The sequence below is a fragment of the Pseudomonas sp. GM79 genome (assembly GCF_000282495.1).
Lineage (GTDB): Bacteria > Pseudomonadota > Gammaproteobacteria > Pseudomonadales > Pseudomonadaceae > Aquipseudomonas.
Map to the genome: position 1 here is coordinate 135,583 of NZ_AKJE01000076.1, position 26,285 is coordinate 161,867.

A 26,285-nucleotide genomic window follows, 5' to 3' on the forward strand; every position below is an offset into this window, starting at 1 on the left:
ATTCAGGCTTTTGCCGGCGCGAACGGTCGATAGGTGGAGCGCTGCCGTCCGGCTCAGGGCGTTTTGTACTGATCGCGCCCGGCAGATGCAAGCCTGTTCGGCGCAACGGCAGGCCGGTTCAATCAAAAGCGTCGTCTGACATGGTAAGCTCGCCGCCTCATTTGCTGCCAATAATGACTCACTGTGCCGCACTCAAAATTCCCCTCCCCGACGCCGCTCTGGCTCTCTCGAAGCCAACTGACGCCCCTCCCCGACACGTCTACGCTCAATTGGTTGTTCGATGAAGGATCGCTGACCCGGCGCCTGATCCGCTTGTCGAATGACGGTTTCAGCGTCACGCCGCTGTTCGAAGGCTGGCAATCGCTGCGCGCCGACGAATGTGCAGCGCTGGAGCTGGCCGAAGGCAGTGAAGGCTGGGTGCGCGAGGTGTATTTGCGCGGCCACGGTGAAGCCTGGGTGTTTGCCCGCAGCGTGGCGGCGCGTAGCGCGCTACAGGGCGACGGGTTGCATATGGATGAATTGGGCAGCCGTTCGCTGGGCGAATTGCTGTTTTGTGATCAGGCATTTCAGCGCCGGGCCATTGAGGTTTGTCACTATCCTCAAGCATGGCTACCGATGGATGCTCAGGCGCCTGAACTGTGGGGCCGGCGCTCGCGTTTCGATCGCGGCGCCTTGAGCGTGCTGGTGGCCGAGATCTTCCTGCCGACCTTGTGGAGCGCCGCCCGCGCCCATCCGGAGAATTGCTGATGTACCAGAGCCTGCTCAAGTCCCTGAACCGCTTGAACCCACGGGCCTGGGATTTCATTCAGCTGACCCGCATGGACAAGCCGATCGGCATTTATCTGCTGCTGTGGCCAACGCTGTGGGCACTCTGGATTGCCGGTGAAGGTTCGCCTTCATTGGCCAATATCGTGATTTTCGTGCTCGGCGTGGTACTGACCCGTGCCGGCGGTTGTGTGATCAACGATTGGGCGGACCGTAAGGTCGATGGCCACGTGAAACGCACCGAACAGCGGCCACTGGTGAGCGGCAAGATCAGCTCGAAAGAAGCCCTGGTGTTCTTCGCGGTCCTGATGGGCGTGAGTTTCTTGCTGGTGCTGTGTACTAACGCGAAGACCGTGTGGCTGTCGCTGGGCGGCTTGGCTCTGGCATTCAGTTATCCATTTATGAAGCGCTACACCTACTACCCGCAAGTGGTGCTGGGCGCGGCGTTTTCCTGGGGCATGCCGATGGCGTTCACCGCCGAAACCGGTGAACTGCCGGCAGCGGCCTGGTTGTTGTGGATCGCCAACCTGTTGTGGACCGTGGGCTACGACACCTATTACGCCATGACCGACCGCGACGACGATCTGAAGATCGGGGTGAAATCCACGGCGATTCTGTTTGGCGACGCCGACAGGGCGATCATTCTGACCCTGCAGGGCTTGGCGTTGGGGTGTTTGCTGCTGGCGGGTTCGAAATTCCATCTTGGTGGCTGGTTCCACCTTGGATTGCTGGCGGCGGCGGGTTGTTTTGCGTGGGAGTTCTGGTACACCCGCAGCAAGGACCGGATGCGCTGCTTCCAGGCGTTTTTGCACAATCACTGGGCGGGGTTGGCGATTTTCGTGGGGATTGTGCTGGATTACGCGTTGCGCTGAAGCGACTGACGCCTTCGCGGGCAAGCCTCGCTCCTACAGGAACGAGGCTGTGGTTCCTGAACTTGCTTACTTCTTAGGTCCGGTGTTAGTGATGACGTGCCAGACATCTTTCATGCCGTCACCCTTCATTTCTCCAGGTTTTTCGTCCTTCATAAACGTATATAGCGGCTTACCGTCATAAGCCCATTGCATTGTGCCATCATCCCGTTTGATGGTCGTCCATTTGCCTTCGGCCTTAGCGCCCGCCGGAGCCATCATCGGTGGCCAGTTCTTGGCACAATCATCGTTACACATCGACTTGCCGCCGGCGTCCTTGTCGAACGTGTAAACGGTCATACCCTTATGGTCGACCATCATGTTGCCTTTCATCATCGCCGGTTCGGCGGCGAAAGCCATCGTCGGCAAAATCAAGGCAGCGGCCAACAACAGGGTTTTGAAGGAAAAAGTGTTCGTTGTCATTGAAACCTTCCTCTTGTGGTTGTCAGGATTCGGACTTAGAGCTTAGTTCAGGATCACGCCAATCGCAGGACGGCTAAAATACTGTCACACGACTGCAATAATTCCGTTATCTAATGCGGCGCAAGACAGTTAAATGACAAGAGGATTAACGCATGGTTGGCAGGAGCATTCTGATCGTCGACGACGAAGCGCCCATTCGCGAAATGATCGCCGTTGCGTTGGAAATGGCCGGCTATGACTGCCTGGAGGCAGAGAACTCGCAACAGGCCCATGCCATTATCGTCGACCGCAAACCGGACCTGATCCTGCTCGACTGGATGCTGCCCGGCACCTCCGGCATCGAACTGGCCCGCCGCCTCAAGCGCGATGAGCTGACCGGGGATATCCCGATCATCATGCTCACCGCCAAGGGCGAAGAGGACAACAAGATCCAGGGCCTGGAAGTCGGCGCTGATGACTACATCACCAAACCGTTTTCCCCGCGAGAGCTGGTGGCGCGCCTGAAAGCCGTGCTGCGCCGCGCCGGTCCGACCGATGGCGAAGCACCGATCGAAGTCGGCGGCCTGCTCTTGGACCCGATCAGCCACCGCGTGACCATCGACGGCAAACCCGCCGAGATGGGCCCGACCGAGTACCGTTTGCTGCAATTTTTCATGACCCACCAGGAACGTGCCTACACCCGCGGGCAGTTGCTGGATCAGGTCTGGGGCGGCAATGTCTATGTCGAAGAGCGCACCGTCGATGTGCACATCCGTCGCCTGCGCAAAGCCCTCGGCGATGCCTATGAAAATCTGGTACAAACCGTGCGCGGCACCGGCTACCGGTTTTCCACCAAGGCATAGAAGCAGCGGCAAGCTTCAAGCTATAAGCGGCAAGCAAAAGCGCAGCCGAGCCCGTCACTCTTACTTGAAGCTTGCAGCTTGAAACTTGAAGCTGCGTTAGGACGCTCCGTGAACCAAAACTGGCATGGCACCCTGATTCGCCACATGCTGTTGCTGGTCACCGCCTGCCTGGTGATCGGCCTGATTTCCGGCTACTACGGCTGGAGCCTCGCCGTGGGCCTGGGCCTTTACCTGGCGTGGACCCTCAAGCAACTGCTGCGTTTGCACGAATGGCTACGCCTGCACAAACCCGATGAAGCACCGCCCGATGGCTATGGCCTGTGGGGCGAAGTGTTCGACAGCATTTACCACCTGCAACGCCGCGACCAACGAGTGCGCGGGCGCTTGCAAGCGGTGATCGACCGGGTCCAGGAATCCACCGCTGCGCTGAAAGACGCGGTAATCATGCTCGACAGCGACGGCAACCTGGAATGGTGGAACCGCGCCGCCGAAACCTTGCTTGGCCTCAAAACCCCCCAGGACAGCGGTCAGCCCGTGACCAACCTGGTGCGCCATCCGCGCTTCAAAGAATACTTCGAGCAGGACAGCTACGCCGAGCCGCTGGAAATCCCTTCGCCGATCAATGATCGCCTGCGTATTCAGCTGTACATCACTCGCTACGGCAACAACGAACACTTGATGCTGGTACGCGACGTGACGCGTATCCATCAGCTGGAGCAGATGCGCAAAGACTTCATCGCCAACGTGTCCCATGAGCTGCGCACACCGCTGACGGTGATCTGCGGCTACCTGGAAACCCTGCTCGACAACGTCGAGGAAGTGAACCCGCGCTGGACCCGCGCCCTGCAGCAGATGCAGCAGCAAGGCGGACGCATGCAGACCTTGCTTAACGATTTGCTGCTGCTGGCCAAACTGGAAGCCACCGATTACCCGTCGGACAATCAACCGGTGTCCATCGACAGCCTGCTGCAATCGATCAAGGGCGACGCTCAGCAACTGTCCGGTCAACGTAATCAGCACATCACCCTGGAAGCCGATCCGACGATTCTGCTCAAGGGTAGCGAAGCGGAATTGCGTAGCGCGTTCTCCAACCTGGTGTTCAACGCAGTGAAGTACACACCGGCCGAGGGCAATATCCGCATTCGCTGGTGGGGTGACGATCAAGGCGCACACCTGAGCGTGCAGGATTCGGGGATCGGCATCGACAGCAAACACTTGCCGCGCCTGACTGAACGCTTCTATCGCGTCGATTCCAGCCGCAACTCCAACACCGGCGGCACCGGGCTGGGGCTGGCCATCGTCAAACATGTGTTGCTGCGCCACCGGGCACGTATGGAAATCAGCAGTGTGCCGGGCCACGGCAGCACGTTTACTTGCCATTTTGCGCCAGCCCAAGTGACAAAATCCCGCGTCATCAGTGCCGCCGATTGATACCGGCCAGCACCCGCCACTAGGCAATTACCCGGTCAGCCGCTACATTGGCTGACTTGTGCCTGCCCTTCAGGCGCACTTTTTTCTTTCCTTTCGAATACACGGAACCCGCAAAACTCCATCATGGACCCTTCCCCTGGCTTGACCCTCGCAACAATATTCGCCGATTTCGGCATGATTCTTTTTGCTCTGATCCTGGTTTTGCTCAACGGCTTTTTCGTTGCGGCAGAGTTTGCCATGGTCAAATTGCGCTCGACCCGGGTCGAAGCCATCGCTGATAAAAACGGCTGGCGCGGACACATCCTGCGTACCGTGCACAGTCAGCTCGATGCTTATCTCTCGGCCTGCCAATTGGGTATCACCCTCGCCTCGCTGGGTCTGGGCTGGGTCGGCGAACCCGCGTTCGCGCACCTTCTGGCACCCGTGCTGAGTGCCGTGGGCGTGGATTCCGCTGAGGTGGTGAAGGCAGTTTCGTTCTTCACGGCGTTCTTCATCATTTCGTACCTGCACATCGTGGTCGGCGAACTGGCCCCGAAATCCTGGGCCATCCGCAAACCCGAGCTGCTGTCGCTCTGGACAGCAGTGCCGCTGTACCTGTTCTACTGGGCCATGTACCCGGCCATCTACCTGCTCAACGCCAGCGCCAACCAAATCCTGCGCATTGCCGGGCAAGGTGAACCCGGCCCGCATCACGAGCACCATTACAGCCGTGAAGAATTGAAACTGATCCTGCATTCCAGCCGTGGCCAGGACCCGAGCGACCAAGGCATGCGCGTGTTGGCCTCGGCGGTGGAAATGGGCGAGCTGGAAGTGGTCGACTGGGCCAACTCCCGGGAAGACCTGGTCACGCTGGAGTTCAACGCGCCGCTCAAGGAAATTCTGGCGATGTTCCGTCGCCACAAGTTCAGCCGCTACCCGGTGTATGACAGCGAGCGCCAGGAGTTCGTCGGCCTGCTGCACATCAAGGATTTGCTGCTGGAACTGGCCGCACTGGATCACATTCCCGAGTCGTTCAACCTCGCCGAACTGACCCGGCCGCTGGAGCGCGTGTCACGCCACATGCCGCTGTCGCAGTTGCTGGAACAATTCCGCAAGGGCGGTTCGCATTTCGCTCTGGTCGAGGAAGCCGACGGTAACATCATCGGCTACCTGACCATGGAAGACGTGCTGGAAGTGCTGGTGGGCGACATTCAGGACGAACACCGCAAGGCCGAACGCGGGATCCTCGCGTATCAGCCAGGCAAGCTGCTGGTGCGGGGCGATACGCCGCTGTTCAAGGTGGAACGCCTGCTGGGCATCGATCTGGACCACATCGAAGCGGAAACCCTCGCCGGGCTGGTCTACGAAACCCTGAAACGGGTGCCGGAAGAGGAAGAAGTGCTGGAGGTCGAAGGTTTGCGGATCATCATCAAGAAGATGAAAGGGCCGAAGATCATTTTGGCGAAGGTGTTGATGCTGGACTAAGCGATCCCTGACCGGATCCGTGTTGATCCCTTCGCGAGCAAGCCCGCTCCCACACTTGTTATGTGTCGATCACATAAATCGGGTTCGACGCCGATCAAATGTGGGAGCGGGCTTGCTCGCGAATGCGTCAGACCAGACAACCCATCACTGCTTGCCCAACGCAAAGTTGGGCAACGCGCCTACCGGTTGATTGAACTGGTACGGAATCGATACCAGCCCCAACCCGGTGTTGCGCTGCACCACGAAGTGCAGGTGCGGGCCGCTACTGTTGCCGGTGTTGCCCGACAGCGCCAGCGCACTGCCCACCACCACGCGCTGACCTTCCCGTACGCTGACCGAACCTTTCTTGAGGTGCAGGTACACGCCCATGGTCCCGTCATCGTGCAATACCCGCACGAAATTGCCCGACGGATCGTTGCCGCGCCCGGTCTGGCCATTCTCGGTTTTCACCACCATGCCACCGCGCGCCGCGATGATCGGCGTGCCTTCGGGCATGGCGATGTCCATCGCATAACGGTTCTTCGGCCCGTAGTGGCTGTATTGGCCATTGGCGCCCTGACTCAGCCGAAACGGCCCACCGCGCCAGGGTAATGGATATCGATAGGCCATGGCGGCCCCTGCAGGGTCGCCCAGTGAATATTCGAACCTTGGGGTATACGCCAGCGGCCTTCCAGCCTTCGTCGCCTTGAGCAGCGCCAGACGAATGTTACTGCGCGCCGGCATGACCCGACGAATCGGTCGGCTCGGCGCGCCGCTGACATTATTCAGCCCGGAAAAACTCAGCTCGATCTCGACCGGCGCATACAGATCGTTGCGCACGAACACACTGTCCATGCCCCTCTGCTTCTTGATATCGAGGTACACCTGCCGCTCAAGGCGCTCGACCATCCGGTCGCGAAAAACGAACACCTTCGCGCCTTTGGTGGGGCGGTCGCTGTAAGAGACCACGCCACTGGCGTTGGTGGACCGGTAAATCGTCATGGCCACAGCCGAGGTGGAGGCCATGATCAGACCACAGAAAAACAGCAGGCGCGCGAGCATGGGCAAGATTCTGTCGAGTAAGGCCTGGGAAGGAGCCTAGCAGCTGAAATGGACCAGCGTAGTCGACAGATGTTTCAAAATGGGCGGTTCAGGAGATGTGCGGTGAATGTGGTGGCCCCTTCGCGAGCAAGCCCGCCCCCACATTGGAATGCATTCCAATGTGGGGGCGGGCTTGCTCGCGAAGGCGGACTAACAGGCGACGCTACATCAAGCACCGGGTACGAAATGCTTCTGCGCGGTGCCACGGGCGATCAGGCGGGAGATGTAGTCGAGCTTCTGCGCATCCTGGTCGACAAAGCGGAAAGTCAGTTGCAGCCATTCGCTGTCGGGTTTCGGCTCGAAGGCGACGATGGCGTGCAGGTAGCCGTTGAGCCGGGCGATTTCAGCGTTATCGCCCTGCTCCAGGTCGAGCACGGCGCTGTCGAGGACTTGCGGCAGCGTGTCGGTGCGTTTCACCACCAGCAGCGCTTCCTTGATGCTCAAGGCCTTGATCACGCATTGCTGAGTGCCGCTTGGCAGGCGCAGTTGGCCTTGGCCACGACCGCCGGCTGATGCTGCGGAGGCAGCAGGCGCCTTGATCGGCGGGCTGTTAAGCAAGCCGCGAGACGGTGCAGCGGCCGGGGCTGGCGCGGCGGCGACGGGTTTGGCGAACGGATTGACCGGTGCCGCCGATGGCGCGGTGATCGCTGCCTTGCCACCAGTGAGTGCGCTAAGGGAATCGTTGCCGAACGCCGAGTTCATTTTGGTCGGAGCGCTGTTCATCAAGGTGTCGAGCTTGCCGACCTTGTTCAGTGCCTGCTTGACCTTGGTCAGCAGTTGCTCGTTGGTGAACGGCTTGCTGACGTAGCCCGAAACCCCGGCCTGAATCGCCTGGACGACGTTCTCTTTGTCGCCACGGCTGGTGACCATCACGAACGGCATGGTCTTGAGGTTGTCCTGCTCGCGGCACCAGGTCAGCAGTTCAAGACCGGACATTTCCGGCATTTCCCAGTCGCACAGAACCAGGTCGAATGCTTCTTTGGCCAGCATGGCCTGGGCCTTTTTGCCGTTGACTGCATCTTCGGTCCGGATCCCCGGGAAGTAGTTGCGCAGGCACTTCTTCACCAGGTCACGAATGAACGACGCATCGTCCACGACCAACACACTGATCTTGCTCATCCAACACCCCTTTAAAAATCCCGGCAAGCATAACGCTGGCTGATGGCACTTTGCCAAAACTCTTCAGTCACGCCGGGACTTTTCGTTCGCGGGTGCTGCTTTTCTAATCGGCTTTTCAATACGAAGGCCACGCAAACAAAAACGCCCGGCCAAAGGGCCGGGCGCTTTCCTAGGGGCAATCTTACTTATCGTCAGCTTTGCCCGGAACATTAGCGGTTTCGGCACTTGTGCCTTCAACTTCTTCCTTCATGCGCTTGAGACCCAAGTGACGCACGTCGGTGCCGCGCACCAGGTAAATCACCAGCTCCGAGATGTTGCGCGCGTGGTCACCGATTCGCTCCAGCGAACGAAGGACCCAGATAATGCTCAAGACCCGCGAGATAGAGCGAGGGTCTTCCATCATGTAAGTGGCCAGCTCGCGCAGCGCGGTCTTGTATTCGCGGTCGATGATCTTGTCGTACTGCGCCACCGACAACGCGAGATCGGCGTCGAAGCGGGCAAACGCGTCCAGCGCATCGCGAACCATGTTGCGCACCTGGTCGCCGATGTGGCGAACCTCGACGTAACCGCGCGGCGCTTCACCTTCTTCGCACAACTGAATGGCACGACGGGCGATCTTGGTGGCTTCGTCGCCGATGCGCTCCAGGTCGATCACCGATTTGGAGATGCTGATGATCAGACGCAAGTCCGACGCCGCCGGCTGACGACGGGCCAGAATGCGCAGGCATTCTTCGTCGATGTTGCGTTCCATCTGGTTGATCTGGTCGTCGATCTCACGCACTTGCTGGGCCAGGCCGGAGTCGGCCTCGATCAACGCGGTGACCGCGTCGTTGACCTGCTTCTCGACCAGCCCGCCCATGGCCAGGAGGTGGCTGCGCACTTCCTCGAGCTCAGCGTTGAACTGCTGGGAGATGTGATGGGTAAGGCCTTCTTTACTAATCATCTTGTTCGCTCCGCGAAAGTTGCAAGCTTCAAGCTGCAAGCTTCAAGCAGTTATGTATAAGTCCTGAAATCGCACCGCTTCTTTCTGGCCGCTTGCAGCTTGACGCTTGCGGCTGTACGGCTAGCCGTACCGTCCTGTGATGTAGTCTTCGGTCTGCTTCTTCGCCGGATTGGTGAACAGAGTGTCGGTATCGCCGAATTCCACCAGTTTGCCCATGTACATGAACGCCGTGTAGTCGGAAACCCGCGCGGCCTGTTGCATGTTGTGGGTCACGATAACAATGGTGAACTTGGATTTCAGTTCGTAGATCAGCTCTTCGACTTTCAGCGTGGAGATCGGGTCGAGTGCCGAGCATGGTTCGTCGAGCAGCAATACTTCCGGCTCCACGGCGATGGTGCGGGCAATCACCAGACGTTGCTGCTGACCACCGGACAGGCCGAGTGCCGACTCGTGCAAACGGTCTTTGACTTCGTCCCACAGCGCCGCGCCTTTCAACGCCCACTCGACGGCTTCGTCGAGGATGCGTTTCTTGTTGATGCCCTGGATGCGCAAACCGTAAACCACGTTTTCGTAGATGGTTTTCGGGAACGGGTTAGGCTTCTGGAACACCATGCCGACCCGGCGACGCAGCTCGGCCACGTCCTCGCCCTTGCGGTAGATGTTGTTGCCGTAGAGGTTGATCGCGCCTTCGACGCGGCAGCCGTCCACCAGGTCGTTCATGCGGTTGAAGGTGCGCAGCAGCGTGGACTTGCCGCAGCCGGACGGGCCGATGAAGGCCGTCACACGCTGCTTCGGGATGTTCATGCTGACGTCGAACAGCGCCTGCTTGTCGCCATAGAACAGGCTCAGGCCCGGCACTTCGATGGCCACGGTTTCCTGCTCGAGGCTCAGGCTCTGTTTGTCGCGGCCCAGGGCCGACATGTTGATGCCGTGAGTATGTGCTTCGTGCTGCATGGGAGGCTCCCTGTGCTAACAAATTCGGTTCGGGACGCCACTTGTGGCATGCCCAATAAATGTTCGGTTGGACGCGATCCAGTGTGGGAGCGGGCTTGCTCGCGAAGAGGTCAGCACATTCAACATCAATGCTGCCTGACCCACCGCTTTCGCGAGCAAGCCCGCTCCCACATGGAAATCAGCTATCCAGCGCTTTGTATTTTTCGCGCAGGTGGTTACGGATATAAACCGCCGACAAGTTGAGCGTGGCGATCACCAGCACCAGCAGCAATGCGGTGGCGTACACCAGTGGCCGCGCGGCTTCGACGTTCGGGCTCTGGAAGCCGACGTCATAAATGTGGAAGCCCAAGTGCATGATCTTCTGGTCCAGGTGCAAGTACGGGTAGTTGCCATCCAGCGGCAGCGACGGCGCCAGTTTCACCACACCCACCAGCATCAGCGGCGCCACTTCACCGGCGGCACGGGCCACGGCGAGGATCATGCCGGTCATCATCGCCGGGCTGGCCATCGGCAGCACGATCTTCCACAAGGTTTCGGCCTTGGTCGCGCCGAGGGCCAACGAGCCTTCACGCACGGTGCGAGGAATCCGCGCCAGGCCTTCTTCGGTGGCCACGATCACCACCGGCACAGCCAGCAGTGCCAGGGTCAGCGAGGCCCAGAGCAGGCCCGGCGTACCAAAGGTCGGTGCCGGCAGTGCTTCAGGGAAGAACAACCGGTCGACCGAACCGCCGAGCACGTAGACGAAGAAGCCCAGACCGAACACACCGTAAACGATGGCCGGAACACCCGCCAGGTTGTTCACCGCGATGCGGATCAGGCGAGTCATCGGCCCCTGACGTGCATATTCACGCAGGTAGACCGCCGCCAGCACGCCGAACGGCGTCACGATCATCGCCATGATCAGGGTCATCATCACGGTGCCGAAAATCGCCGGGAAAATCCCGCCTTCGGTGTTCGCTTCACGCGGGTCATCACTGAGGAATTCCCAGACCTTGCTGAAGTAGAAGCCGATCTTGGTGAAGGTGCCCATGGCGTTCGGCTGGTAGGCGTGAACCACTTTGCCAATGCCGATTTCGACTTCTTTGCCGTTCGCATCGCGGGCGGTCAGGCTGTCGCGGTTGAACTGAGCGTGCAGATCATTCAGACGCGCTTCGATGTCCTGATAACGGGCATTCAGTTCGGCGCGCTCGGATTCCAGATCCGCTTGCGCGGCAGCGTCGAGACGACCGGCCAGTTCCAGTTTGCGACCCTGCAGACGCACGCGTTCGAGACCCGCGTTGATCGCGCCGATGTCGACCTTTTCCAGAGTCTTGAGCTGTGCGGCGAGCTGGTTGACGCGATCCACGCGCGCCTGCAACTCAGGCCATGCGGCCTCGCCTTCAGCGATGACCTTGCCATCCTGTTTGACGTTGACCAGGTAGCCGTAGAAATTGCCCCACTCGCGACGCTCGATGGCCATCAGCTCAGGCGGGGTTTTCTGGTTGGTCAGCCACTCGCCGACAATCCAGGTGAAGTCGGTGCCATTCAGATCACGGTTGCCGACCTTGATCAGCTCGCGGGTCATGAACTCCGGGCCTTGATCGGGCACCGGCAGGCCAGCGCTTTTCAGGCGCTCGCGTGGCACTTCTTCCTTCTGCACCACTTCGCCGATGACAAGGTGGTTGGCTTGGCCCGGCACGTCATAACTGGCGTGGATCAGGTCCGCCGGCCAGAAGTGACCCAGACCGCGCACGGCAATCACCGCCAGCAGGCCAATGGTCATGATGACCGCAATGGACACCGCGCCACCGCTGATCCAGACGCCGGGGGCGCCGCTCTTGAACCATCCATTCAGGGAGTTCTGTTTCACAGACTTCTACCTTTCTTAAAGCGACGAGTATTTCTTGCGCAGACGCTGACGAATCAGTTCCGCGAGGGTGTTCATGATGAAGGTGAACAACAGCAGCACCAGCGCCGAGAGGAACAGCACGCGGTAGTGGCTGCCGCCGACTTCCGATTCGGGCATTTCCACCGCAACGTTGGCCGCCAGGGTGCGCAGGCCTTCGAACAGGTTCATTTCCATGACCGGGGTGTTACCGGTGGCCATCAGCACGATCATGGTTTCACCCACCGCGCGGCCCATGCCGATCATCAGCGCCGAGAAAATGCCCGGGCTGGCGGTGAGGATCACCACGCGGGTCATGGTCTGCCACGGTGTGGCACCGAGGGCCAGGGAGCCCAGGGTCAGGCCGCGAGGCACGCTGAACACGGCATCTTCGGCGATGGAATAGATGTTCGGAATGACCGCGAAGCCCATGGCCAGACCGACCACCAAGGCGTTGCGCTGGTCGTAGGTGATGCCCAGATCGTGGGAGATCCACATGCGCATGTCGCCGCCGAAGAACCAGGTTTCCATGTACGGGCTCATGTACAGCGACAGCCAGCCCACAAACAGAATCACCGGGATCAGGATTGCGCTTTCCCAGCCGTCCGGCACTTTCAGGCGGATGGACTCAGGCAGGCGACTGAAGACGAAACCCGCCACCAGAATGCCGATCGGCAGGAGCATCAGCAGGCTGAAGATGCCGGGCAAATGCCCTTCGACATACGGCGCCAGGAACAGGCCGGCGAAGAAGCCGAGGATCACCGTCGGCATCGCTTCCATCAGCTCGATCACCGGTTTGACCTTGCGACGCATGCCCGGGGCCATGAAGTACGCGGTGTAGATCGCGGCGGCAACGGCCAGTGGCGCGGCCAACAGCATCGCGTAGAACGCAGCTTTCAGGGTACCGAAGGTCAGCGGCGAGAGGCTCAGCTTGGGCTCGAAGTCGGTGTTGGCCGCGGTCGATTGCCAGACGTATTTAGGCTCGTCGTAGTTCTCGTACCAGACCTTGCTCCACAACGCGCTCCACGAGACTTCCGGGTGCGGGTTGTCGAGCAGCAACGGTTGCAGCTTGTCGCCCTGCTCCACGATCACGCGGTTGGCCCGTGGCGACATGCCGAAAAGGCCTTGGCCGTCGACCACCTGATCCACCAGCAAAGTGCGGTGAGCGGTGCTGTGGAACACGCCCAGTTTGCCGGACGCATCGAGGGCAACGAAGCCTTTACGACGTTCTTCAGCGGTGATTTCAACGACCGGCGCAGTGCCCATCTGAAAAGTACGAATCTGCTTCAGACGCTGCTCGCCATCCGGGTCGCGAGCCATGAACCACTGGGCGAGACCACCCTTGGAGTTGCCGACGATCAGCGAGATGCCGCCCAGCAATTGAGTACTGGCGGTCACTTCGGCATTGCCATCTTCGAGCAACTTGTAGCGCCCGTTGAGGCTCTTGTCGCGCAGGCTGAAAACGTCGGCCTGAGCGCGGCCATTGACCACGTACAACCACTGCTGACGCGGGTCGATGAAGATGTTCTTCACCGGCTCGGTCATTTGCGGCAGTTCGATGCGCTTCTGCTCGTTGGTGACTTCGCCGGTCATCATGTTTTCTTCGCTGGTCAGCGAGATGACATGCAACTGCGCACCGCTGGCGCCGGCCAGCAGCAGGGTCGAATCGTTAGCGTTGACGCTGACGTGCTCCAGAGCGCCACCCGCCTCGTTCAGCACGATAGGCGTTTCGCCGTACGGGTATTCGATGGCCGGCGAGATGGTTTTCTTGCCTTCCGGGTAGCTGACTTTATAGGTGTGACGAAACACCAGCGCCTGACCGTTGGACAAACCCACCGCCACCAATGGCTGGCCAGGTTGATCTTCTCCGATGGAGGTCACGCTGGTACCGGCCGGAATCGGCAGGTCGACGCGGCGCAGCTCGGCGCCAGTGTCGATATCAAAGAACAATGCCTGGCCCTTGTCGGAAACCCGCATGGCGACCTGGTTCTGCTCTTCGATGGAGATCATCAGCGGCTTGCCGGCGTCTTGCATCCAGGTGGGCGTGATGGCGTCTTTGGCGGTCAGGTCGGCCCCCTGGAACAGCGGCGCGACGACGTAACCGAGGAAGAAAAAGATCAGGGTGATCGCGGCAAGAACGGCGAGGCCGCCGACGAGGACGTACCAGCGGGTCAGGCGATCTTTCAGCGCACGAATACGGCGCTTGCGTTGCAGCTCAGGCGTATTGAAGTCAATTCGCTTGGGGGGATTTGTAGTCATGGTGGAGTTGGCCAGATCATTCATGCGCACACCCTAGCGATCCTGTATGACAGAAAGATGACAATGCAGTGACGCAACAAATCCGCCGCGGGAGAAACCGGCAGCGGAGTAAAAATTGGGGGGTGTGTAGGAGCTGTCGAGGGAACCGAGGCTGCGATCTTTTGACCTTGCAATTGGAAAGCCAGATCAAAAGATCGCAGCCTCGGTTCCCTCGACAGCTCCTACACAGGTCCGGGTTTAGCCCGGACCTAGGGTTTTACTTTTTTACTACGTTGTTGCCTTCTTGCAGACCCAGGTCAGCCAGTGCTTTTGCAGCAACCTTGGCTGGCAGCGGGATGTAGCCGTCTTTCACAACCACTTCCTGACCCTGTTTGGACAGAATCAGCTTCACGAACTCGGCTTCCAGCGGGGCCAGAGGCTTGTTCGGAGCCTTGTTGACGTAAACGTAGAGGAAACGCGACAGCGGATACTTGCCGTTCAGGGCGTTTTCTTCAGTGTCTTCAACGAACTCGGTGCTGCCTTTCTTGGCCAGGGCCACGGTCTTCACGCTGGCGGTCTTGTAGCCGATGCCCGAGTAACCCACGCCGTTCAGCGAGGAGCTGATCGACTGCACGACCGAAGCCGAGCCTGGTTGTTCGTTGACGTTTGGCTTGTAGTCGCCTTTGCACAGGGCTTCTTCTTTGAAGTAGCCATAAGTGCCGGATACCGAGTTACGACCGAACAGTTGCACTGGCTTGTTGGCCAAGTCGCCGGTCACACCCAGGTCACCCCAGGTTTTCACGTCAGCTTTGGCGCCACACAGACGAGTCGAGGAGAAGATCGCGTCGACTTGTTCCATGGTCAGGTGCTGGATCGGGTTGTCTTTGTGTACGAACACAGCCAAGGCATCCACAGCAACCGGGATAGCGGTTGGCTTGTAGCCGTACTTGGTTTCGAAGGCTTGCAGTTCGTTGTCCTTCATCTTGCGGCTCATCGGGCCCAGGTTAGCGGTGCCTTCAGTCAACGCAGGTGGCGCGGTAGAAGAACCGGCAGCCTGAATCTGGATGTTTACGTTCGGGTATTCTTTTTTGTAGTTCTCAGCCCACAGGGTCATGAGGTTAGCCAGGGTATCGGAGCCGACGCTGGACAGGTTGCCCGACACACCAGTGGTCTTGGTGTAGCTCGGGATAGCAGGGTCAACAGCGGCAACCGCGTTGGCAGTCGCAACGCCAGCAGCGACAAAAGTCATTGCCGCCATCAAACGCTTCAGTTTCATGCCTTACTCCTAGCAGATAGGTGTGTTAAGTCGGGGCCAAGTATCAGCAGGCCGTGTGAACACTCTATGGCTGAAATATGACAATTGGATGAAAGGCCAGTATTTGCTTTTTTCGCAGGCAGACCGCGTTATCGTTCTTCGCGGGCAAGCCCGCTCCCACACTTAACCGAGTTCTCCTGGAAGAATGCGGTCGAATGTGGGAGCGGGCTTGCTCGCGAAGGCGCCAATATGATCGATACAAAGGGCCGGCTTAGCGCCCCTTCTTCCAGAGATAGGCCCCCACCAGAATCCCGACGCCACAAATGATTGCCACATAATAGGCCGGCCCCATCGGGCTTTCCTTCAAGAGCAACGTCACCACCATCGGCGTCAGGCCACCGAAAATCGCGTAAGCCAGGTTGTAGGAAAACGACAACCCGCTGAACCGCACCACCGCCGGGAAGGCTTTGACCATCACGTACGGCACCGCACCGATAGTGCCGACCAGCAGACCGGTCAGGGCATACATCGGGAACAGCCAGTCGGGATGGTTGAACAGACTGTGATAGAACGTCCATGAACTGATCAGCAGCGCGGCGCTACCGAACACGAACACCCGGCCAGCGCCGAAGCGGTCAGCCAATGCGCCGGAGGCCACACAGCCCAGGCTCAGGAACACGATGGCCAGGCTGTTGGCCTGCAACGCGGTAGTCGGCGCGAAGTGGTAAACGGTCTGCAGCACGGTCGGGGTCATGAGAATGACCACGATGATGCCGGCGGACAGCAGCCAGGTCAGCAGCATGGAAATCAGAATCGCACCGCGATGGTCACGCAACACGGCGCGCAGCGGCACTTCTTCGGCCAGCGCTTTGCGTAATTGCAGTTCGGCAAACACTGGGGTTTCGTGGAGCCAGCGACGCAGGTAGACCGAGAACAGGCCAAACACGCCGCCCAGCAGGAACGGGATTCGCCAGGCGTAATCCGACACTTCCACCGGCGTGTAAATGCTGTTGATTGCGGTAGCGACCAACGAGCCCAAAAGAATACCGGCGGTCAGACCGCAGGTCAGCGTGCCGCAGGCATAACCAATATGACGCTGCGGCACGTGTTCGGAAACGAATACCCAGGCCCCCGGCACTTCACCGCCAATCGCCGCGCCCTGAATTACCCGCATCAACAGCAACAGGATCGGCGCCCACATACCTATCTGCGCATAAGTTGGCAGCAAGCCCATGATCAGGGTCGGGACTGCCATCATGAAAATGCTCAAGGTGAACATCTTCTTGCGCCCCAGCAGATCACCGAAGTGCGCCATGACGATGCCGCCCAGCGGCCGCGCCAGGTAGCCGGCGGCGAAGATGCCGAACGTCTGCATCAGGCGCAGCCACTCGGGCATGTCAGCGGGGAAGAACAGTTTGCCGACCACCGTGGCGAAGAACACAAAGATGATGAAGTCGTAAAACTCCAGCGCGCCGCCCAAGGCAGACAGCGATAACGTCTTATAGTCGTTGCGGGTCAGCGGACGTGTGGACTGGGTGGGCTGCGCGATGCTCGAGGGCGCTGTGGTCATGGCAAGGGCTTCTCTTATAGTCGGATCTGCAACCTCAACAACGCTGGCGGAGGCTTGGGCAGGTTTGGCACGATAGCAAATTGTTCGAAAAAGCACATAGAGGCGCGTATTTGACGGTCGAAATGAGAACCGGACGGTCGTCTCGGAGTCTACCGATCGATATACTCCCAATATTGCAACGGCTTGTAAGGGGTTGCTGTGCGAAACCGTCGTTGGCATCCGTCAGCCGATTTCGCAGAGTTTCCCTTTAGGCGCCTTACGAAAAACGTGACGAACGTAGTATGTTCGGGGCTGAATCGTTTTTCTTAGAGACGGCTATTCAACCTGAAGTACCAATGAAGAGTCACGGGTCAGAGGCACCCCCGGCATGATAGAGCTCGAACAAGAAGATCCAATCCCGCAAGGCGACCTGGCCCTGCAAATCACCGCGCTTCCGCGCGAAACCAATGGCTTTGGCGATATTTTCGGCGGCTGGCTGGTGGCGCAGATGGATTTGGCTGGCACTGCAATGGCCAGCAAGGTGGCGGGTGGTCGCGTAGCCACCGTGGCGATCGATCGCATGGCGTTCCTGGTGCCGGTAGCGGTGGGCGCGCAGCTGTCCTTTTATACCCAGGCTCTGGAAATCGGTCGCAGCTCGATTCAGATGATGGTCGAAGTCTGGAGCGACGATCCACTGTCCAGCGAATGGCGTAAAGTCACCGAAGCCGTCTTCGTGTTCGTCGCCATCGACGGCAGCGGCCGCACTCGCTCGGTTCCGCCTAGAGCCCGTTAAACCGGAGCTTGTAAAAACGGCGCGTTAAACCCCGCGACCGTTTTGCGGTCCCATTGAGTCATTGTTCCTGATTGAGAGTTGCCCCATGAGCACGCCCAACGTTGAAGCCGTGAAACTGGATGAACTGAACTGCTGGCGCATCCGCCACGGTCAGGCCGAATTGCTGGTGGCCCAACAAGGCGCGCACATCCTCAGTTATCAACTGGCTGGCGAGCCACCGTTGATCTGGCTCAACGACGAGGCGGTGTTCAAGGCTGGCAAAAGCATCCGCGCCGGCGTGCCGGTGTGCTGGCCGTGGTTCGGCAACCTGTCGCGCAACCCGCAGAGTGTCCAGGCCATGCGCGTCAGCCAGGAACCGCCGACCGCCCATGGTCTGGTGCGGGCGATGGACTGGGAACTGGGTGGCATCGAAACCGAGGGCGAAAGCCTGAAAGTGGAATTTGTCCTTCCCTACCCCGAAGGCGGCCTGCCAGGCTGGCCGCATCAGGTGGACTTGAAGCTGGGCATTCGTCTGGATGAGCAGTTGCATATCAGCCTGACGAGCGAGAACAAGGGCGCTGAACACGTCACCATCAGCCAGGCTTTGCACAGCTATTTCGCGGTCAGCGATGTGCGCAACGTACACGTTGAAGGGCTGGATGGCTTGAGCTATATCGAAACCCTGGACGACTGGAAAACCGTCACCCAGACCGGTGATCTGCATTTTACCGGCGAGACTGACCGCATCTATCTCAATACCCCGCCGAAGCTGAGCATTGTTGACCCACACTGGGAGCGACGCATCGAACTGACCAGCAGCGGTTCACGTTCGGCGGTGATCTGGAACCCCTGGATCGACCGCGCCGCGGCATTCAGCGACATGGCCGACGATGGCTGGCAGCGCATGCTGTGCATAGAAACAGCGAATGTGATGGGTGATGTGGTGACGCTGGCACCGGGGGGGAGCCATACCCTGGGCGTCAGCATCGGTAGCAAATCCCTTTAACACCACAAAACAAATGTGGGAGCGGGCTTGCTCGCGAAGGCGGCGTATCAGTCGACATTAACGTTGTCTGACACACCGTCTTCGCGAGCAAGCCCGCTCCCACATTTTGATCTGCGCCAGACTGACTGGCGTTTTTACAAATCCGACTCTTTGACCACCCGCACCTGCGCCGCGTCCAGCGCATACGCCGCATCTGCCAGGTCGTTGTTGACCGTCTCGATCTTCAGCGTGCCGGTCACCCACAGCGGCGTGTAGATGTCACTTAGCTTCAAGCCTTTTGGATAACGCACCAGCACCAGTTGGTTAGGCGGCGGTGGTGGCACATGGATGCAAGCGCCCGGATACGGCACAAGGAAGAACAACGTGCTGCGGCCCTTGGCGTCGGATTCCAACGGCACCGGATAACCGCCAATGCGGATGTGCTTGTCGTTCATCGACTGCACGGTTTTGGTCGAGTACATCACCGCCGGCAAGCCCTTGCTCTGCTTCATGCCGCCCTTTTGGGTAAAGGTGCCGTTGGCTTCCGGTGAGTTGTGATCGATTTCGGGCATGGCCTCGAGGGCTTTCTGGTCCGACTTGGGCATCAGTTCAAGCCAGTCGGTTTCCGGCAGTTCGCCGGCATGGGCCAAACCACTGCCCAGGAAGAGAAGAGTCAACAGAAGACGACGCATGAAAGTGCTCGGCAAAAGAAAGGACGGTTTAACGCCGGGCATTCTAGCCCTCTCCGGCGATGGCGCAGAGAGGGCTTTGTCACTTCAATCAGTTCTTTTTTTGATCAGGCCGTAGATCACCAGCAATACCACCGCGCCCACCAGCGCACCGATGAAACCGGCACCTTCGCCTGCGTGGTAAATGCCCAAGGCCTGGCCGCCGTAAGTGGCCGCCAGCGAACCGCCGATACCGAGCAGGATGGTCATGATCCAGCCCATGCTGTCATCGCCCGGTTTCAAAAACCGAGCCAGCAGACCGACGATCAAGCCAATAAAGATGGTTCCGATAATTCCCATGGCATTTCCCTCTGATTAATTGGCTATAGCCTAGACAGACTTTGGCATCCTGCCATCAGAGAACGGCGGCCCCTGAAGGTTCCGCCGCTGCCACATGAAACTATTCGGCGATCAGCGCTTCGACCTTGAGGATCTGCGCAGCCAACGTCTCACGGTCTGCACAGCGCAGACTGGCGTGACCGACCTTGCGGCCGACCTTGAAAGCCTTGCCGTAGTGATGCAAATGGCAGTCGTCGATCGCGATCACTTTTTCTACTGGCGGCACGACACCGATGAAGTTGAGCATCGCGCTCTCGCCGACCTTGGCCGTCGAACCCAGCGGCAGACCGGCAACGGCCCGCAGGTGGTTTTCGAACTGGCTGCACTCGGCGCCTTCGGTGGTCCAGTGCCCGGAGTTGTGTACGCGCGGGGCGATTTCGTTGGCCTTGAGGCCGCCGTCGACTTCGAAGAACTCGAACGCCATCACGCCGACGTACTCCAGCTGCTTGAGCACCCGGCTGGAATAATCTTCAGCCAACGCTTGCAGCGGGTGATCGGTGCTGGCCACGGACAGCTTGAGAATGCCGCTGTCGTGGGTGTTGTGAACCAGTGGATAGAACCTGGTCTCACCATCGCGGGCGCGCACGGCAATCAGCGAGACTTCGCCAGTGAACGGCACGAAGCCTTCCAGCAGGCAGGCAACGCTGCCCAGCTCAGCGAAAGTGCCGACCACGTCTTCAGGCTTGCGCAGGACTTTCTGGCCCTTGCCGTCGTAACCCAGGGTGCGGGTTTTCAGCACGGCCGGCAGACCGATCGAAGCCACGGCGGCGTCCAGGTCGGCTTGCGACTGGATGTCGGCAAACGCGGGGGTCGGAATCCCCAGGTCCTTGAACATGCTCTTTTCGAACCAGCGATCACGAGCGATGCGCAGGGCTTCGGCGCTCGGGTACACCGGGACGAATTGCGACAGAAAAGCCACGGTTTCGGCCGGGACGCTTTCGAACTCGAAGGTCACCAGGTCGACTTCATCGGCCAGTTGACGCAGGTGATCCTGATCGCCGTAATCGGCCCGCAGGTGTTCGCCCAACGCGGCTGCGCAAGCATCTGGCGCCGGGTCGAGGAAAGCGAAATTCATGCCCAGCGGAGTGCCCGCCAGCGCCAACATGCGACCCAACTGGCCGCCACCGATTACACCGATTTTCATCGTCAACAACCTCAGGCGATGCGTGGGTCTGGATTGTCCAGGACGCTGTCTGTCTGCTCAGCGCGGAATTTCTTCAACACGGTATGAAATTGCGGATGCTTGGCGCCCAGGATGCTCGCCGAGAGCAGCGCTGCGTTGATCGCGCCGGCTTTGCCGATGGCCAGGGTGGCGACCGGAATGCCTGCAGGCATTTGCACGATAGACAGCAGCGAATCGACGCCCGAGAGCATCGACGACTGTACGGGTACGCCCAGCACCGGCAGGTGGGTCTTGGCCGCACACATACCAGGCAGGTGGGCCGCGCCACCGGCACCGGCGATGATCACCTCGATGCCACGGGCCTCAGCCTCTTCGGCATACTGGAACAGCAGGTCCGGGGTGCGGTGGGCAGAGACCACTTTCACCTCGTAAGGGATGCCGAGCTTTTCCAGCATATCGGCGGTGTGGCTAAGGGTGGACCAATCGGACTTGGAGCCCATGATCACGCCAACCAGTGCACTCATCGTCGTGCCTCTTCTCTCTGGGCGCCCGCAGGCGCGTCAAAAAACAACAAGCCACGCAGGATGCGTGGCTTGATTGTACGAATTAAGGCCAGGTAAAACCGGCCGAAGGCCGCGCAGTATACCTCAATGAAGCAGATAAACAGCCCCCGATACGACCATCTGTCATACGGCGCAAAGTGCCGGTTTTATTGACCCGCAGGTCAGCGAAAGATCAATACAAATCCCCCTGTGGGAGCGGGCTTGCTCGCGAATGCGCTGGGTCAGGCAACATTGATCTCGACTGAAACACCGCATTCGCGAGCAAGCCCGCTCCCACATTGGATCTTCATTGGTCTCAGATACCCGTCGTGCCTTGGGCTGCACCACCTTCAAGCTTGCGCCAGAGCAACCGCACATTGGCCTTGCGCACCAATGCGCAGCGGTACAGACGGATCTCCAGTGGCACATGCCATTGCGGGCCACCGCAGACGACTAACTCACCGCGAGCCAGTTCAGCGCGCACGCTCAATTGCGGTACCCAGGCGATGCCAAGGCCTTCCAGCGCCATGCTTTTCAGGCTGTCGGCCATGGCGGTTTCGTAAATAGTGGTAAACCTGAGGGCGCGCTGGCGTAACAGCATGTTGACCGAGCGCCCGAGAAACGCACCGGCGCTGTAGGCCAACAGCGGCACGCTGGTTTCGCCTTCCAGGTCGAACAACGGCTTGCCGTCGGCATCGGCGGCGCAGACCGGGAGCATTTCGGTGTCTCCCAGATGCAGCGACGGAAAAATCTCCGGGTCCATTTGCATCGCGGAGTCCGGATCATAGAACGCCAGCATCAAATCGCAGCCGCCTTCGCGCAATGCATGCACCGCATCGCCAACGTTAGTGGCCACCAGTCGCGTGGCAATGTTCAGCCCTTCGTTGCGCAACTGCGCTATCCAGCGCGGGAAGAAACCCAGTGCCAGAGAGTGAGCGGCAGCAACCTGCATCACCTCGCCCTGCCCGCCTTCCAGGTGATGAAGGTGGCGCAGCACTTCACCCAGCTGTTCGACCACGGTTCGCGCGGTAACGAGAAACAGCTGCCCCGCCGCCGTCAGCTCGACCGGCGTGCGAGAGCGATTCACCAGGGTCAGCCCCAACGCGGCTTCGAGGCTGCGGATCCGTCGGCTGAATGCCGGCTGAGTCACGAAGCGTCGTTCAGCTGCCTGGGAGAAGCTGCGGGTGGCGGCCAGAGCACTAAAGTCCTCGAGCCATTTACTTTCCAGATTCATCACGCCCTCCCGGACACGCACCAATTTAGGTCACACGCTCGCCGCACACGCGGCGTCACACGGGCATTATGCCGAATGTGCATAGGCTAGTGTTTAACAGCATTGGCCCAAAATTCTTCACAAGCCTAGCATTTGCGGTGTTCCGGCACAGACCGGGTCCATATCGAGATGATTTCTATCATGTCCTCCGCTGCATCTTTCCGCACAGAAAAAGACCTGCTTGGCGTACTCGAAGTACCTGCTCAAGCGTATTACGGCATCCAGACCCTGCGAGCGGTGAACAACTTCCGCCTCTCTGGCGTTCCGATTTCGCATTACCCGAAACTGGTTGTCGGTCTGGCAATGGTCAAGCAGGCCGCCGCTGACGCCAACCGCGAGTTGGGTCACCTGAGCGAAGCCAAGCACGCTGCTATCAGCGAAGCTTGTGCCCGATTGATCCGCGGCGATTTCCACGAAGAATTCGTGGTGGACATGATTCAAGGCGGCGCTGGCACTTCGACCAACATGAATGCCAACGAAGTCATCGCCAACATCGCGCTGGAGGCCATGGGCCACAGCAAGGGCGAATACCAGTACCTGCACCCGAACAACGACGTCAACATGGCGCAGTCGACCAACGACGCCTACCCGACCGCGATCCGTCTGGGCCTGCTGCTGGGTCACGACGCGCTGCTGGCCAGCCTCGACAGCCTGATCCAGTCGTTCGCCGCCAAGGGTCAAGAGTTCAACCACGTTCTGAAGATGGGTCGCACCCAGCTGCAAGACGCCGTGCCAATGACCCTGGGCCAGGAATTCCGCGCCTTCGCCACCACATTGGGCGAAGACCTGGCACGCCTGAAGACTCTGGCGCCAGAGCTGCTGACCGAAGTGAACCTGGGCGGCACCGCGATCGGCACCGGCATCAACGCCGACCCGCGCTACCAGCACCTGGCCGTGCAACGCCTGGCGACCATCAGCGGTCACCCACTGGTGCCAGCCGCCGACCTGATCGAAGCCACCTCCGACATGGGCGCCTTCGTGCTGTTCTCCGGCATGCTCAAGCGCACCGCGGTCAAGCTGTCGAAGATCTGCAACGACCTGCGCCTGCTGTCCAGCGGCCCACGCACCGGCATCAACGAAATCAACCTGCCAGCGCGTCAGCCAGGCAGCTCGATCATGCCAGGCAAGGTCAACCCGGTAATCCCGGAAGCCGTGAACCAGGTGGCGTTCCAGATCATCGGCAACGACCTGGCCCTGACCATCGCGGCCGAAGGCGGCCAGCTGCAACTGAACGTGATGGAGCCGCTGATCGCTTTCAAGATCTTCGACTCGATCCGCCTGCTGCAGCGCGCCATGGACATGCTGCGCGAGCACTGCATCGTCGGCATCACCGCCAACGAAGAGCGCTGCCGTGAACTGGTCGAACACTCGATCGGCCTGGTTACCGCACTGAACCCGTACATCGGCTATGAAAACGCCACTCGCATTGCCCGTATCGCGCTTGAAAGCGGCCGCGGCGTGCTGGAACTGGTGCGCGAAGAAGGCTTGCTCGACGAAGAAATGCTCGCCGACATCCTGCGCCCGGAAAACATGATTGCTCCGCGTCTGGTGCCTCTGAAGGCTTGACCAAACGCCGGCTCTTTTGAAGAGCACGCTCACCAGGTCGAGGGACTAGACACCTCTCACCTTTTGAGGGCTTGGGGATTTACTCCCTCAAGCCCTTTTTTTTAACTCTTTGGCAGCCACAAACAGAATGTCTGGAAGCTGAAAAATGTGGGAGCGGGCTTGCTCGCGAAGGCGGTGCGTCAGTCACCCGCAATGGTGGATATCAGACCGCATTCGCGAGCAAGCCCGCTCCCACAAAAGAGCAGCTTCTACATAAGCCCGACGCCGGTAACGTCGGGTGTTTCAAAGCTTCGTTTCGTCGCTTGCACCACAACCGTGCAGACGGACGGCACTCTCCTATGTATAGTGCCGGCCCTCTTCGCGTGAGCGGTCGTCGGTAACGAGGCCCAAACCCATGCGAACCCGAACTAATAACAAACCCGCGAAATGGAACCGGGACGAACCTTCGCCTCACCTGTTGTGCCGCGCACAAGCGGGTGTAACGCGATGTGTCAACCACCCAGCATTCGCACACACAAAAAATAGCGAGGAATAATCCATGCTCGAAGTCATCAACGACTTCCTCTCAGGGAAAGTACTGATCGTGCTCATTGTCGGGCTCGGTAGCTACTTCACGATCCGCTCGCGTTTCGTCCAGTTCCGTCATTTCTTCCACATGTTCGCGGTATTCCGTGACAGCCTGCGCAGCAGCGCCGGTCAACTCAGCTCGTTCCAGGCCCTGATGCTCAGCCTCGCCGGCCGCGTCGGTGCGGGCAACATCGCCGGTGTCGGCATCGCCGTGACCCTCGGTGGCCCCGGTGCCGTGTTCTGGATGTGGGTGACCGCGCTGGTCGGCATGTCCAGCAGCTTCTTCGAATGCTCCCTCGGCCAGCTCTACAAGCGCTGCGACTCCGAAGGCCAGTTCCGTGGCGGCCCGTCCTTCTACATTCAGCACGGCCTGCAGAAACGCTGGTTGGGCATGATCATGGCGTTCCTGCTGCTGATCACCTTCGGCTTCGCCTTCAACGGCCTGCAAGCCCACGCCGTAACCCACTCGCTGAACAATGCCTTCGGCCTCGACACCACTTACACCGGACTGGGCCTGGCGGTATTGCTGGGTCTGGTGTTCATCGGCGGTATCAAGCGGATCGCCAAGGTCGCTGACCTGCTGGTACCGGTGAAAACCCTGGTGTACATCGGCGTGACCATCTACGTAATCGTGCTGCAGTTCGATCACGTTCCGGGCATGTTGATGACCATCGTCAAAAGCGCCTTCGGTCTGGACCAGGCGTTCGGCGGCCTGATCGGCAGCGCCATCGTCATGGGCGTGAAGCGCGGCGTGTTCGCCAACGAAGCAGGCCTGGGCAGTGCGCCGAACGTGGCCGCAGTGGCCTCGGTCGAGCACCCGGTCTCGCAAGGCGTGGTTCAAGCGTTCAGCGTGTTCCTCGACACCTTCGTGATCTGCACCTGCACCGCGTTGCTGATCCTGCTGTCGGGCTTCTACACCCCAGGCTTCGAAGGCGACGGCATTGCCCTGACCCAAAACTCCCTGGCTGCCGTGGTCGGTGACTGGGGCCGGATGTTCATCTCCGTAGCCTTGGCGCTGTTCGTATTCACCTCGATTCTCTACAACTACTATCTGGGCGAGAACAACCTGCGCTTCATGGTCGGTGAAAATCGCAAGGCGCTGATCGGCTACCGCGCGCTGGTACTGGTATTGATTTTCTGGGGTGCCATCGAAAACCTCGGCACCGTGTTCGCCTTCGCCGACATCACCATGACAATGCTGGCGTTCGTTAACCTGATCGCGCTGTTCCTGCTGTTCAAGGTCGGTATGCGCATCCTGCGTGACTACGATGACCAGCGTGCTGCCGGCATCAAGACCCCGGTGTTCGATTCGAGCAAATTCCCGGATCTGGACCTGGACCTGAAAGCCTGGCCGGCCAATCCGCCAGCCGCCGCTCCTACGGCCGCAGCCGAGCCGCAAGGCGTGACCGCAGCGCAACGCTGATCGGTAAAAAACCGGGCGCACCCTCTGCGCCCGGCGTGACACAGCGTTCGGTCGGCGTCATGCTCGACCCTACGCTGTGGCAGCTTGATGAGGCTGCCGTTCAGGGTTCAAGCCTGCAAGACCGCATCGCGG

23 protein-coding genes are annotated in these 26,285 nt (G+C 59.7%); 9 read left to right on the top strand and 14 right to left on the bottom strand.

Features of this window, described 5'->3' with window-relative positions; translation table 11 throughout:
- Nucleotides 1-183: 183 nt before the first annotated feature.
- Together PMI36_RS09795 and ubiA are read left to right on the top strand one after the other, a co-directional pair.
- Nucleotides 184-747, top strand: coding sequence for a chorismate--pyruvate lyase family protein (locus PMI36_RS09795; RefSeq protein WP_008073509.1), 564 nt, complete (start codon nt 184-186; stop codon nt 745-747).
- On the top strand, nt 747-1,637 hold the full coding sequence (gene ubiA / locus PMI36_RS09790) for a 4-hydroxybenzoate octaprenyltransferase (RefSeq protein ID WP_008007731.1): 891 nt from the start codon (nt 747-749) through the stop codon (nt 1,635-1,637). The genes PMI36_RS09795 and ubiA overlap by 1 nt, the downstream gene beginning before the upstream one ends.
- A gap of 66 nt (nt 1,638-1,703) precedes the next feature.
- Here ubiA and PMI36_RS09785 read toward each other — a convergent pair whose 3' ends face one another.
- A complete protein-coding gene (locus PMI36_RS09785) occupies nt 1,704-2,096 on the bottom strand; it encodes a COG4315 family predicted lipoprotein (RefSeq protein ID WP_008073510.1) in 393 nt (130 codons plus the stop codon).
- Nucleotides 2,097-2,248: 152 nt separating this feature from the next.
- Between PMI36_RS09785 and phoB the strand changes: the two genes are divergently transcribed.
- The 3 genes from phoB to PMI36_RS09770 all read left to right on the top strand — a co-directional run bounded on the left by phoB (nt 2,249) and on the right by PMI36_RS09770 (nt 5,833).
- Nucleotides 2,249-2,938, top strand: coding sequence for a phosphate regulon transcriptional regulator PhoB (gene phoB, locus PMI36_RS09780; RefSeq protein WP_007896474.1), 690 nt, complete (start codon nt 2,249-2,251; stop codon nt 2,936-2,938).
- 144 nt (nt 2,939-3,082) lie between these two features.
- Nucleotides 3,083-4,369, top strand: coding sequence for a phosphate regulon sensor histidine kinase PhoR (phoR, locus tag PMI36_RS09775; RefSeq protein ID WP_219734874.1), 1,287 nt, complete (start codon nt 3,083-3,085; stop codon nt 4,367-4,369).
- A 123-nt stretch (nt 4,370-4,492) separates the two neighbouring features.
- Nucleotides 4,493-5,833 (top strand): hemolysin family protein, encoded by a 1,341-nt coding sequence (locus tag PMI36_RS09770; RefSeq protein ID WP_008073512.1) that lies wholly within the window; start codon nt 4,493-4,495, stop codon nt 5,831-5,833.
- A 144-nt stretch (nt 5,834-5,977) separates the two neighbouring features.
- On the opposite strand, the gene PMI36_RS09765 is transcribed toward PMI36_RS09770, so the two are convergent.
- From PMI36_RS09765 to PMI36_RS09730, 8 genes are all read right to left on the bottom strand, one after another.
- The gene (locus PMI36_RS09765) at nt 5,978-6,874 is read right to left on the bottom strand and encodes a peptidoglycan DD-metalloendopeptidase family protein (protein ID WP_008073513.1); all 897 of its coding nucleotides are present in this window, start codon (nt 6,872-6,874) and stop codon (nt 5,978-5,980) included.
- Nucleotides 6,875-7,081: 207 nt separating this feature from the next.
- Nucleotides 7,082-8,032 (bottom strand): response regulator, encoded by a 951-nt coding sequence (locus PMI36_RS09760; RefSeq protein WP_008073514.1) that lies wholly within the window; start codon nt 8,030-8,032, stop codon nt 7,082-7,084.
- Nucleotides 8,033-8,213: 181 nt separating this feature from the next.
- Nucleotides 8,214-8,975, bottom strand: a complete 762-nt coding sequence (phoU, locus tag PMI36_RS09755; RefSeq protein ID WP_008073516.1) for a phosphate signaling complex protein PhoU — start codon at nt 8,973-8,975, stop codon at nt 8,214-8,216.
- Between the two features lie 120 nt (nt 8,976-9,095).
- Complete coding sequence (pstB, locus tag PMI36_RS09750) at nt 9,096-9,929, bottom strand: phosphate ABC transporter ATP-binding protein PstB (protein WP_007896484.1); 834 nt, start codon at nt 9,927-9,929, stop codon at nt 9,096-9,098.
- A gap of 178 nt (nt 9,930-10,107) precedes the next feature.
- Entirely contained in the window at nt 10,108-11,778 is a 1,671-nt protein-coding gene (gene pstA, locus PMI36_RS09745; RefSeq protein WP_008073517.1) for a phosphate ABC transporter permease PstA, read from the bottom strand.
- A 15-nt stretch (nt 11,779-11,793) separates the two neighbouring features.
- Entirely contained in the window at nt 11,794-13,827 is a 2,034-nt protein-coding gene (locus tag PMI36_RS09740) for an ABC transporter permease subunit (RefSeq protein WP_177319497.1), read from the bottom strand.
- A gap of 481 nt (nt 13,828-14,308) precedes the next feature.
- Nucleotides 14,309-15,307 (bottom strand): phosphate ABC transporter substrate-binding protein PstS, encoded by a 999-nt coding sequence (locus tag PMI36_RS09735; RefSeq protein WP_008073519.1) that lies wholly within the window; start codon nt 15,305-15,307, stop codon nt 14,309-14,311.
- A 250-nt stretch (nt 15,308-15,557) separates the two neighbouring features.
- Nucleotides 15,558-16,856, bottom strand: coding sequence for an MFS transporter (locus PMI36_RS09730; RefSeq protein WP_008073520.1), 1,299 nt, complete (start codon nt 16,854-16,856; stop codon nt 15,558-15,560).
- Between the two features lie 367 nt (nt 16,857-17,223).
- Between PMI36_RS09730 and PMI36_RS09725 the strand changes: the two genes are divergently transcribed.
- Complete coding sequence (locus PMI36_RS09725) at nt 17,224-17,628, top strand: acyl-CoA thioesterase (RefSeq protein WP_007896491.1); 405 nt, start codon at nt 17,224-17,226, stop codon at nt 17,626-17,628.
- A gap of 85 nt (nt 17,629-17,713) precedes the next feature.
- Complete coding sequence (locus PMI36_RS09720) at nt 17,714-18,613, top strand: D-hexose-6-phosphate mutarotase (protein WP_008073523.1); 900 nt, start codon at nt 17,714-17,716, stop codon at nt 18,611-18,613.
- A gap of 134 nt (nt 18,614-18,747) precedes the next feature.
- Here PMI36_RS09720 and PMI36_RS09715 read toward each other — a convergent pair whose 3' ends face one another.
- From PMI36_RS09715 to PMI36_RS09695, 5 genes are all read right to left on the bottom strand, one after another.
- Nucleotides 18,748-19,284 (bottom strand): DUF3299 domain-containing protein, encoded by a 537-nt coding sequence (locus tag PMI36_RS09715; RefSeq protein ID WP_032830541.1) that lies wholly within the window; start codon nt 19,282-19,284, stop codon nt 18,748-18,750.
- A gap of 84 nt (nt 19,285-19,368) precedes the next feature.
- The gene (locus PMI36_RS09710; protein WP_008073527.1) at nt 19,369-19,620 is read right to left on the bottom strand and encodes a GlsB/YeaQ/YmgE family stress response membrane protein; all 252 of its coding nucleotides are present in this window, start codon (nt 19,618-19,620) and stop codon (nt 19,369-19,371) included.
- A gap of 100 nt (nt 19,621-19,720) precedes the next feature.
- Nucleotides 19,721-20,803: a 5-(carboxyamino)imidazole ribonucleotide synthase gene (locus PMI36_RS09705; protein ID WP_007896500.1), complete on the bottom strand. Its 1,083-nt coding sequence runs from the start codon at nt 20,801-20,803 to the stop codon at nt 19,721-19,723.
- Nucleotides 20,804-20,814: 11 nt separating this feature from the next.
- Nucleotides 20,815-21,306 carry a 5-(carboxyamino)imidazole ribonucleotide mutase gene (purE, locus tag PMI36_RS09700; RefSeq protein ID WP_003196369.1) on the bottom strand — a complete coding sequence of 164 codons (492 nt, stop codon included), beginning with the start codon at nt 21,304-21,306 and terminating at the stop codon, nt 20,815-20,817.
- A gap of 334 nt (nt 21,307-21,640) precedes the next feature.
- Nucleotides 21,641-22,558, bottom strand: coding sequence for a LysR substrate-binding domain-containing protein (locus PMI36_RS09695; protein WP_008073533.1), 918 nt, complete (start codon nt 22,556-22,558; stop codon nt 21,641-21,643).
- Between the two features lie 180 nt (nt 22,559-22,738).
- Between PMI36_RS09695 and aspA the strand changes: the two genes are divergently transcribed.
- A complete protein-coding gene (gene aspA / locus PMI36_RS09690) occupies nt 22,739-24,163 on the top strand; it encodes an aspartate ammonia-lyase (protein WP_008073535.1) in 1,425 nt (474 codons plus the stop codon).
- A gap of 538 nt (nt 24,164-24,701) precedes the next feature.
- Nucleotides 24,702-26,153, top strand: a complete 1,452-nt coding sequence (locus PMI36_RS09685) for an alanine/glycine:cation symporter family protein (protein WP_008073537.1) — start codon at nt 24,702-24,704, stop codon at nt 26,151-26,153.
- The last annotated feature ends 132 nt before the right edge of the window (nt 26,154-26,285 follow it).

Excerpts from the sequence above, each read along its gene's own strand:
- ubiA (WP_008007731.1), top strand. The coding sequence starts at position 747 with ATGTACCAGAGCCTGCTCAAGTCCCTGAACCGCTTGAACCCACGGGCC.
- PMI36_RS09785 (WP_008073510.1), bottom strand. The coding sequence starts at position 2,096 with ATGACAACGAACACTTTTTCCTTCAAAACCCTGTTGTTGGCCGCTGCC.
- phoB (WP_007896474.1), top strand. The coding sequence starts at position 2,249 with ATGGTTGGCAGGAGCATTCTGATCGTCGACGACGAAGCGCCCATTCGC.
- phoR (WP_219734874.1), top strand. The coding sequence starts at position 3,083 with ATGCTGTTGCTGGTCACCGCCTGCCTGGTGATCGGCCTGATTTCCGGC.
- PMI36_RS09770 (WP_008073512.1), top strand. The coding sequence starts at position 4,493 with ATGGACCCTTCCCCTGGCTTGACCCTCGCAACAATATTCGCCGATTTC.
- PMI36_RS09765 (WP_008073513.1), bottom strand. The coding sequence starts at position 6,874 with ATGCTCGCGCGCCTGCTGTTTTTCTGTGGTCTGATCATGGCCTCCACC.
- PMI36_RS09760 (WP_008073514.1), bottom strand. The coding sequence starts at position 8,032 with ATGAGCAAGATCAGTGTGTTGGTCGTGGACGATGCGTCGTTCATTCGT.
- phoU (WP_008073516.1), bottom strand. The coding sequence starts at position 8,975 with ATGATTAGTAAAGAAGGCCTTACCCATCACATCTCCCAGCAGTTCAAC.
- pstB (WP_007896484.1), bottom strand. The coding sequence starts at position 9,929 with ATGCAGCACGAAGCACATACTCACGGCATCAACATGTCGGCCCTGGGC.
- PMI36_RS09740 (WP_177319497.1), bottom strand. The coding sequence starts at position 13,827 with ATGCAAGACGCCGGCAAGCCGCTGATGATCTCCATCGAAGAGCAGAAC.
- PMI36_RS09735 (WP_008073519.1), bottom strand. The coding sequence starts at position 15,307 with ATGAAACTGAAGCGTTTGATGGCGGCAATGACTTTTGTCGCTGCTGGC.
- PMI36_RS09730 (WP_008073520.1), bottom strand. The coding sequence starts at position 16,856 with ATGACCACAGCGCCCTCGAGCATCGCGCAGCCCACCCAGTCCACACGT.
- PMI36_RS09725 (WP_007896491.1), top strand. The coding sequence starts at position 17,224 with ATGATAGAGCTCGAACAAGAAGATCCAATCCCGCAAGGCGACCTGGCC.
- PMI36_RS09720 (WP_008073523.1), top strand. The coding sequence starts at position 17,714 with ATGAGCACGCCCAACGTTGAAGCCGTGAAACTGGATGAACTGAACTGC.
- PMI36_RS09715 (WP_032830541.1), bottom strand. The coding sequence starts at position 19,284 with ATGCGTCGTCTTCTGTTGACTCTTCTCTTCCTGGGCAGTGGTTTGGCC.
- PMI36_RS09710 (WP_008073527.1), bottom strand. The coding sequence starts at position 19,620 with ATGGGAATTATCGGAACCATCTTTATTGGCTTGATCGTCGGTCTGCTG.
- PMI36_RS09705 (WP_007896500.1), bottom strand. The coding sequence starts at position 20,803 with ATGAAAATCGGTGTAATCGGTGGCGGCCAGTTGGGTCGCATGTTGGCG.
- purE (WP_003196369.1), bottom strand. The coding sequence starts at position 21,306 with ATGAGTGCACTGGTTGGCGTGATCATGGGCTCCAAGTCCGATTGGTCC.
- PMI36_RS09695 (WP_008073533.1), bottom strand. The coding sequence starts at position 22,558 with ATGAATCTGGAAAGTAAATGGCTCGAGGACTTTAGTGCTCTGGCCGCC.
- aspA (WP_008073535.1), top strand. The coding sequence starts at position 22,739 with ATGTCCTCCGCTGCATCTTTCCGCACAGAAAAAGACCTGCTTGGCGTA.
- PMI36_RS09685 (WP_008073537.1), top strand. The coding sequence starts at position 24,702 with ATGCTCGAAGTCATCAACGACTTCCTCTCAGGGAAAGTACTGATCGTG.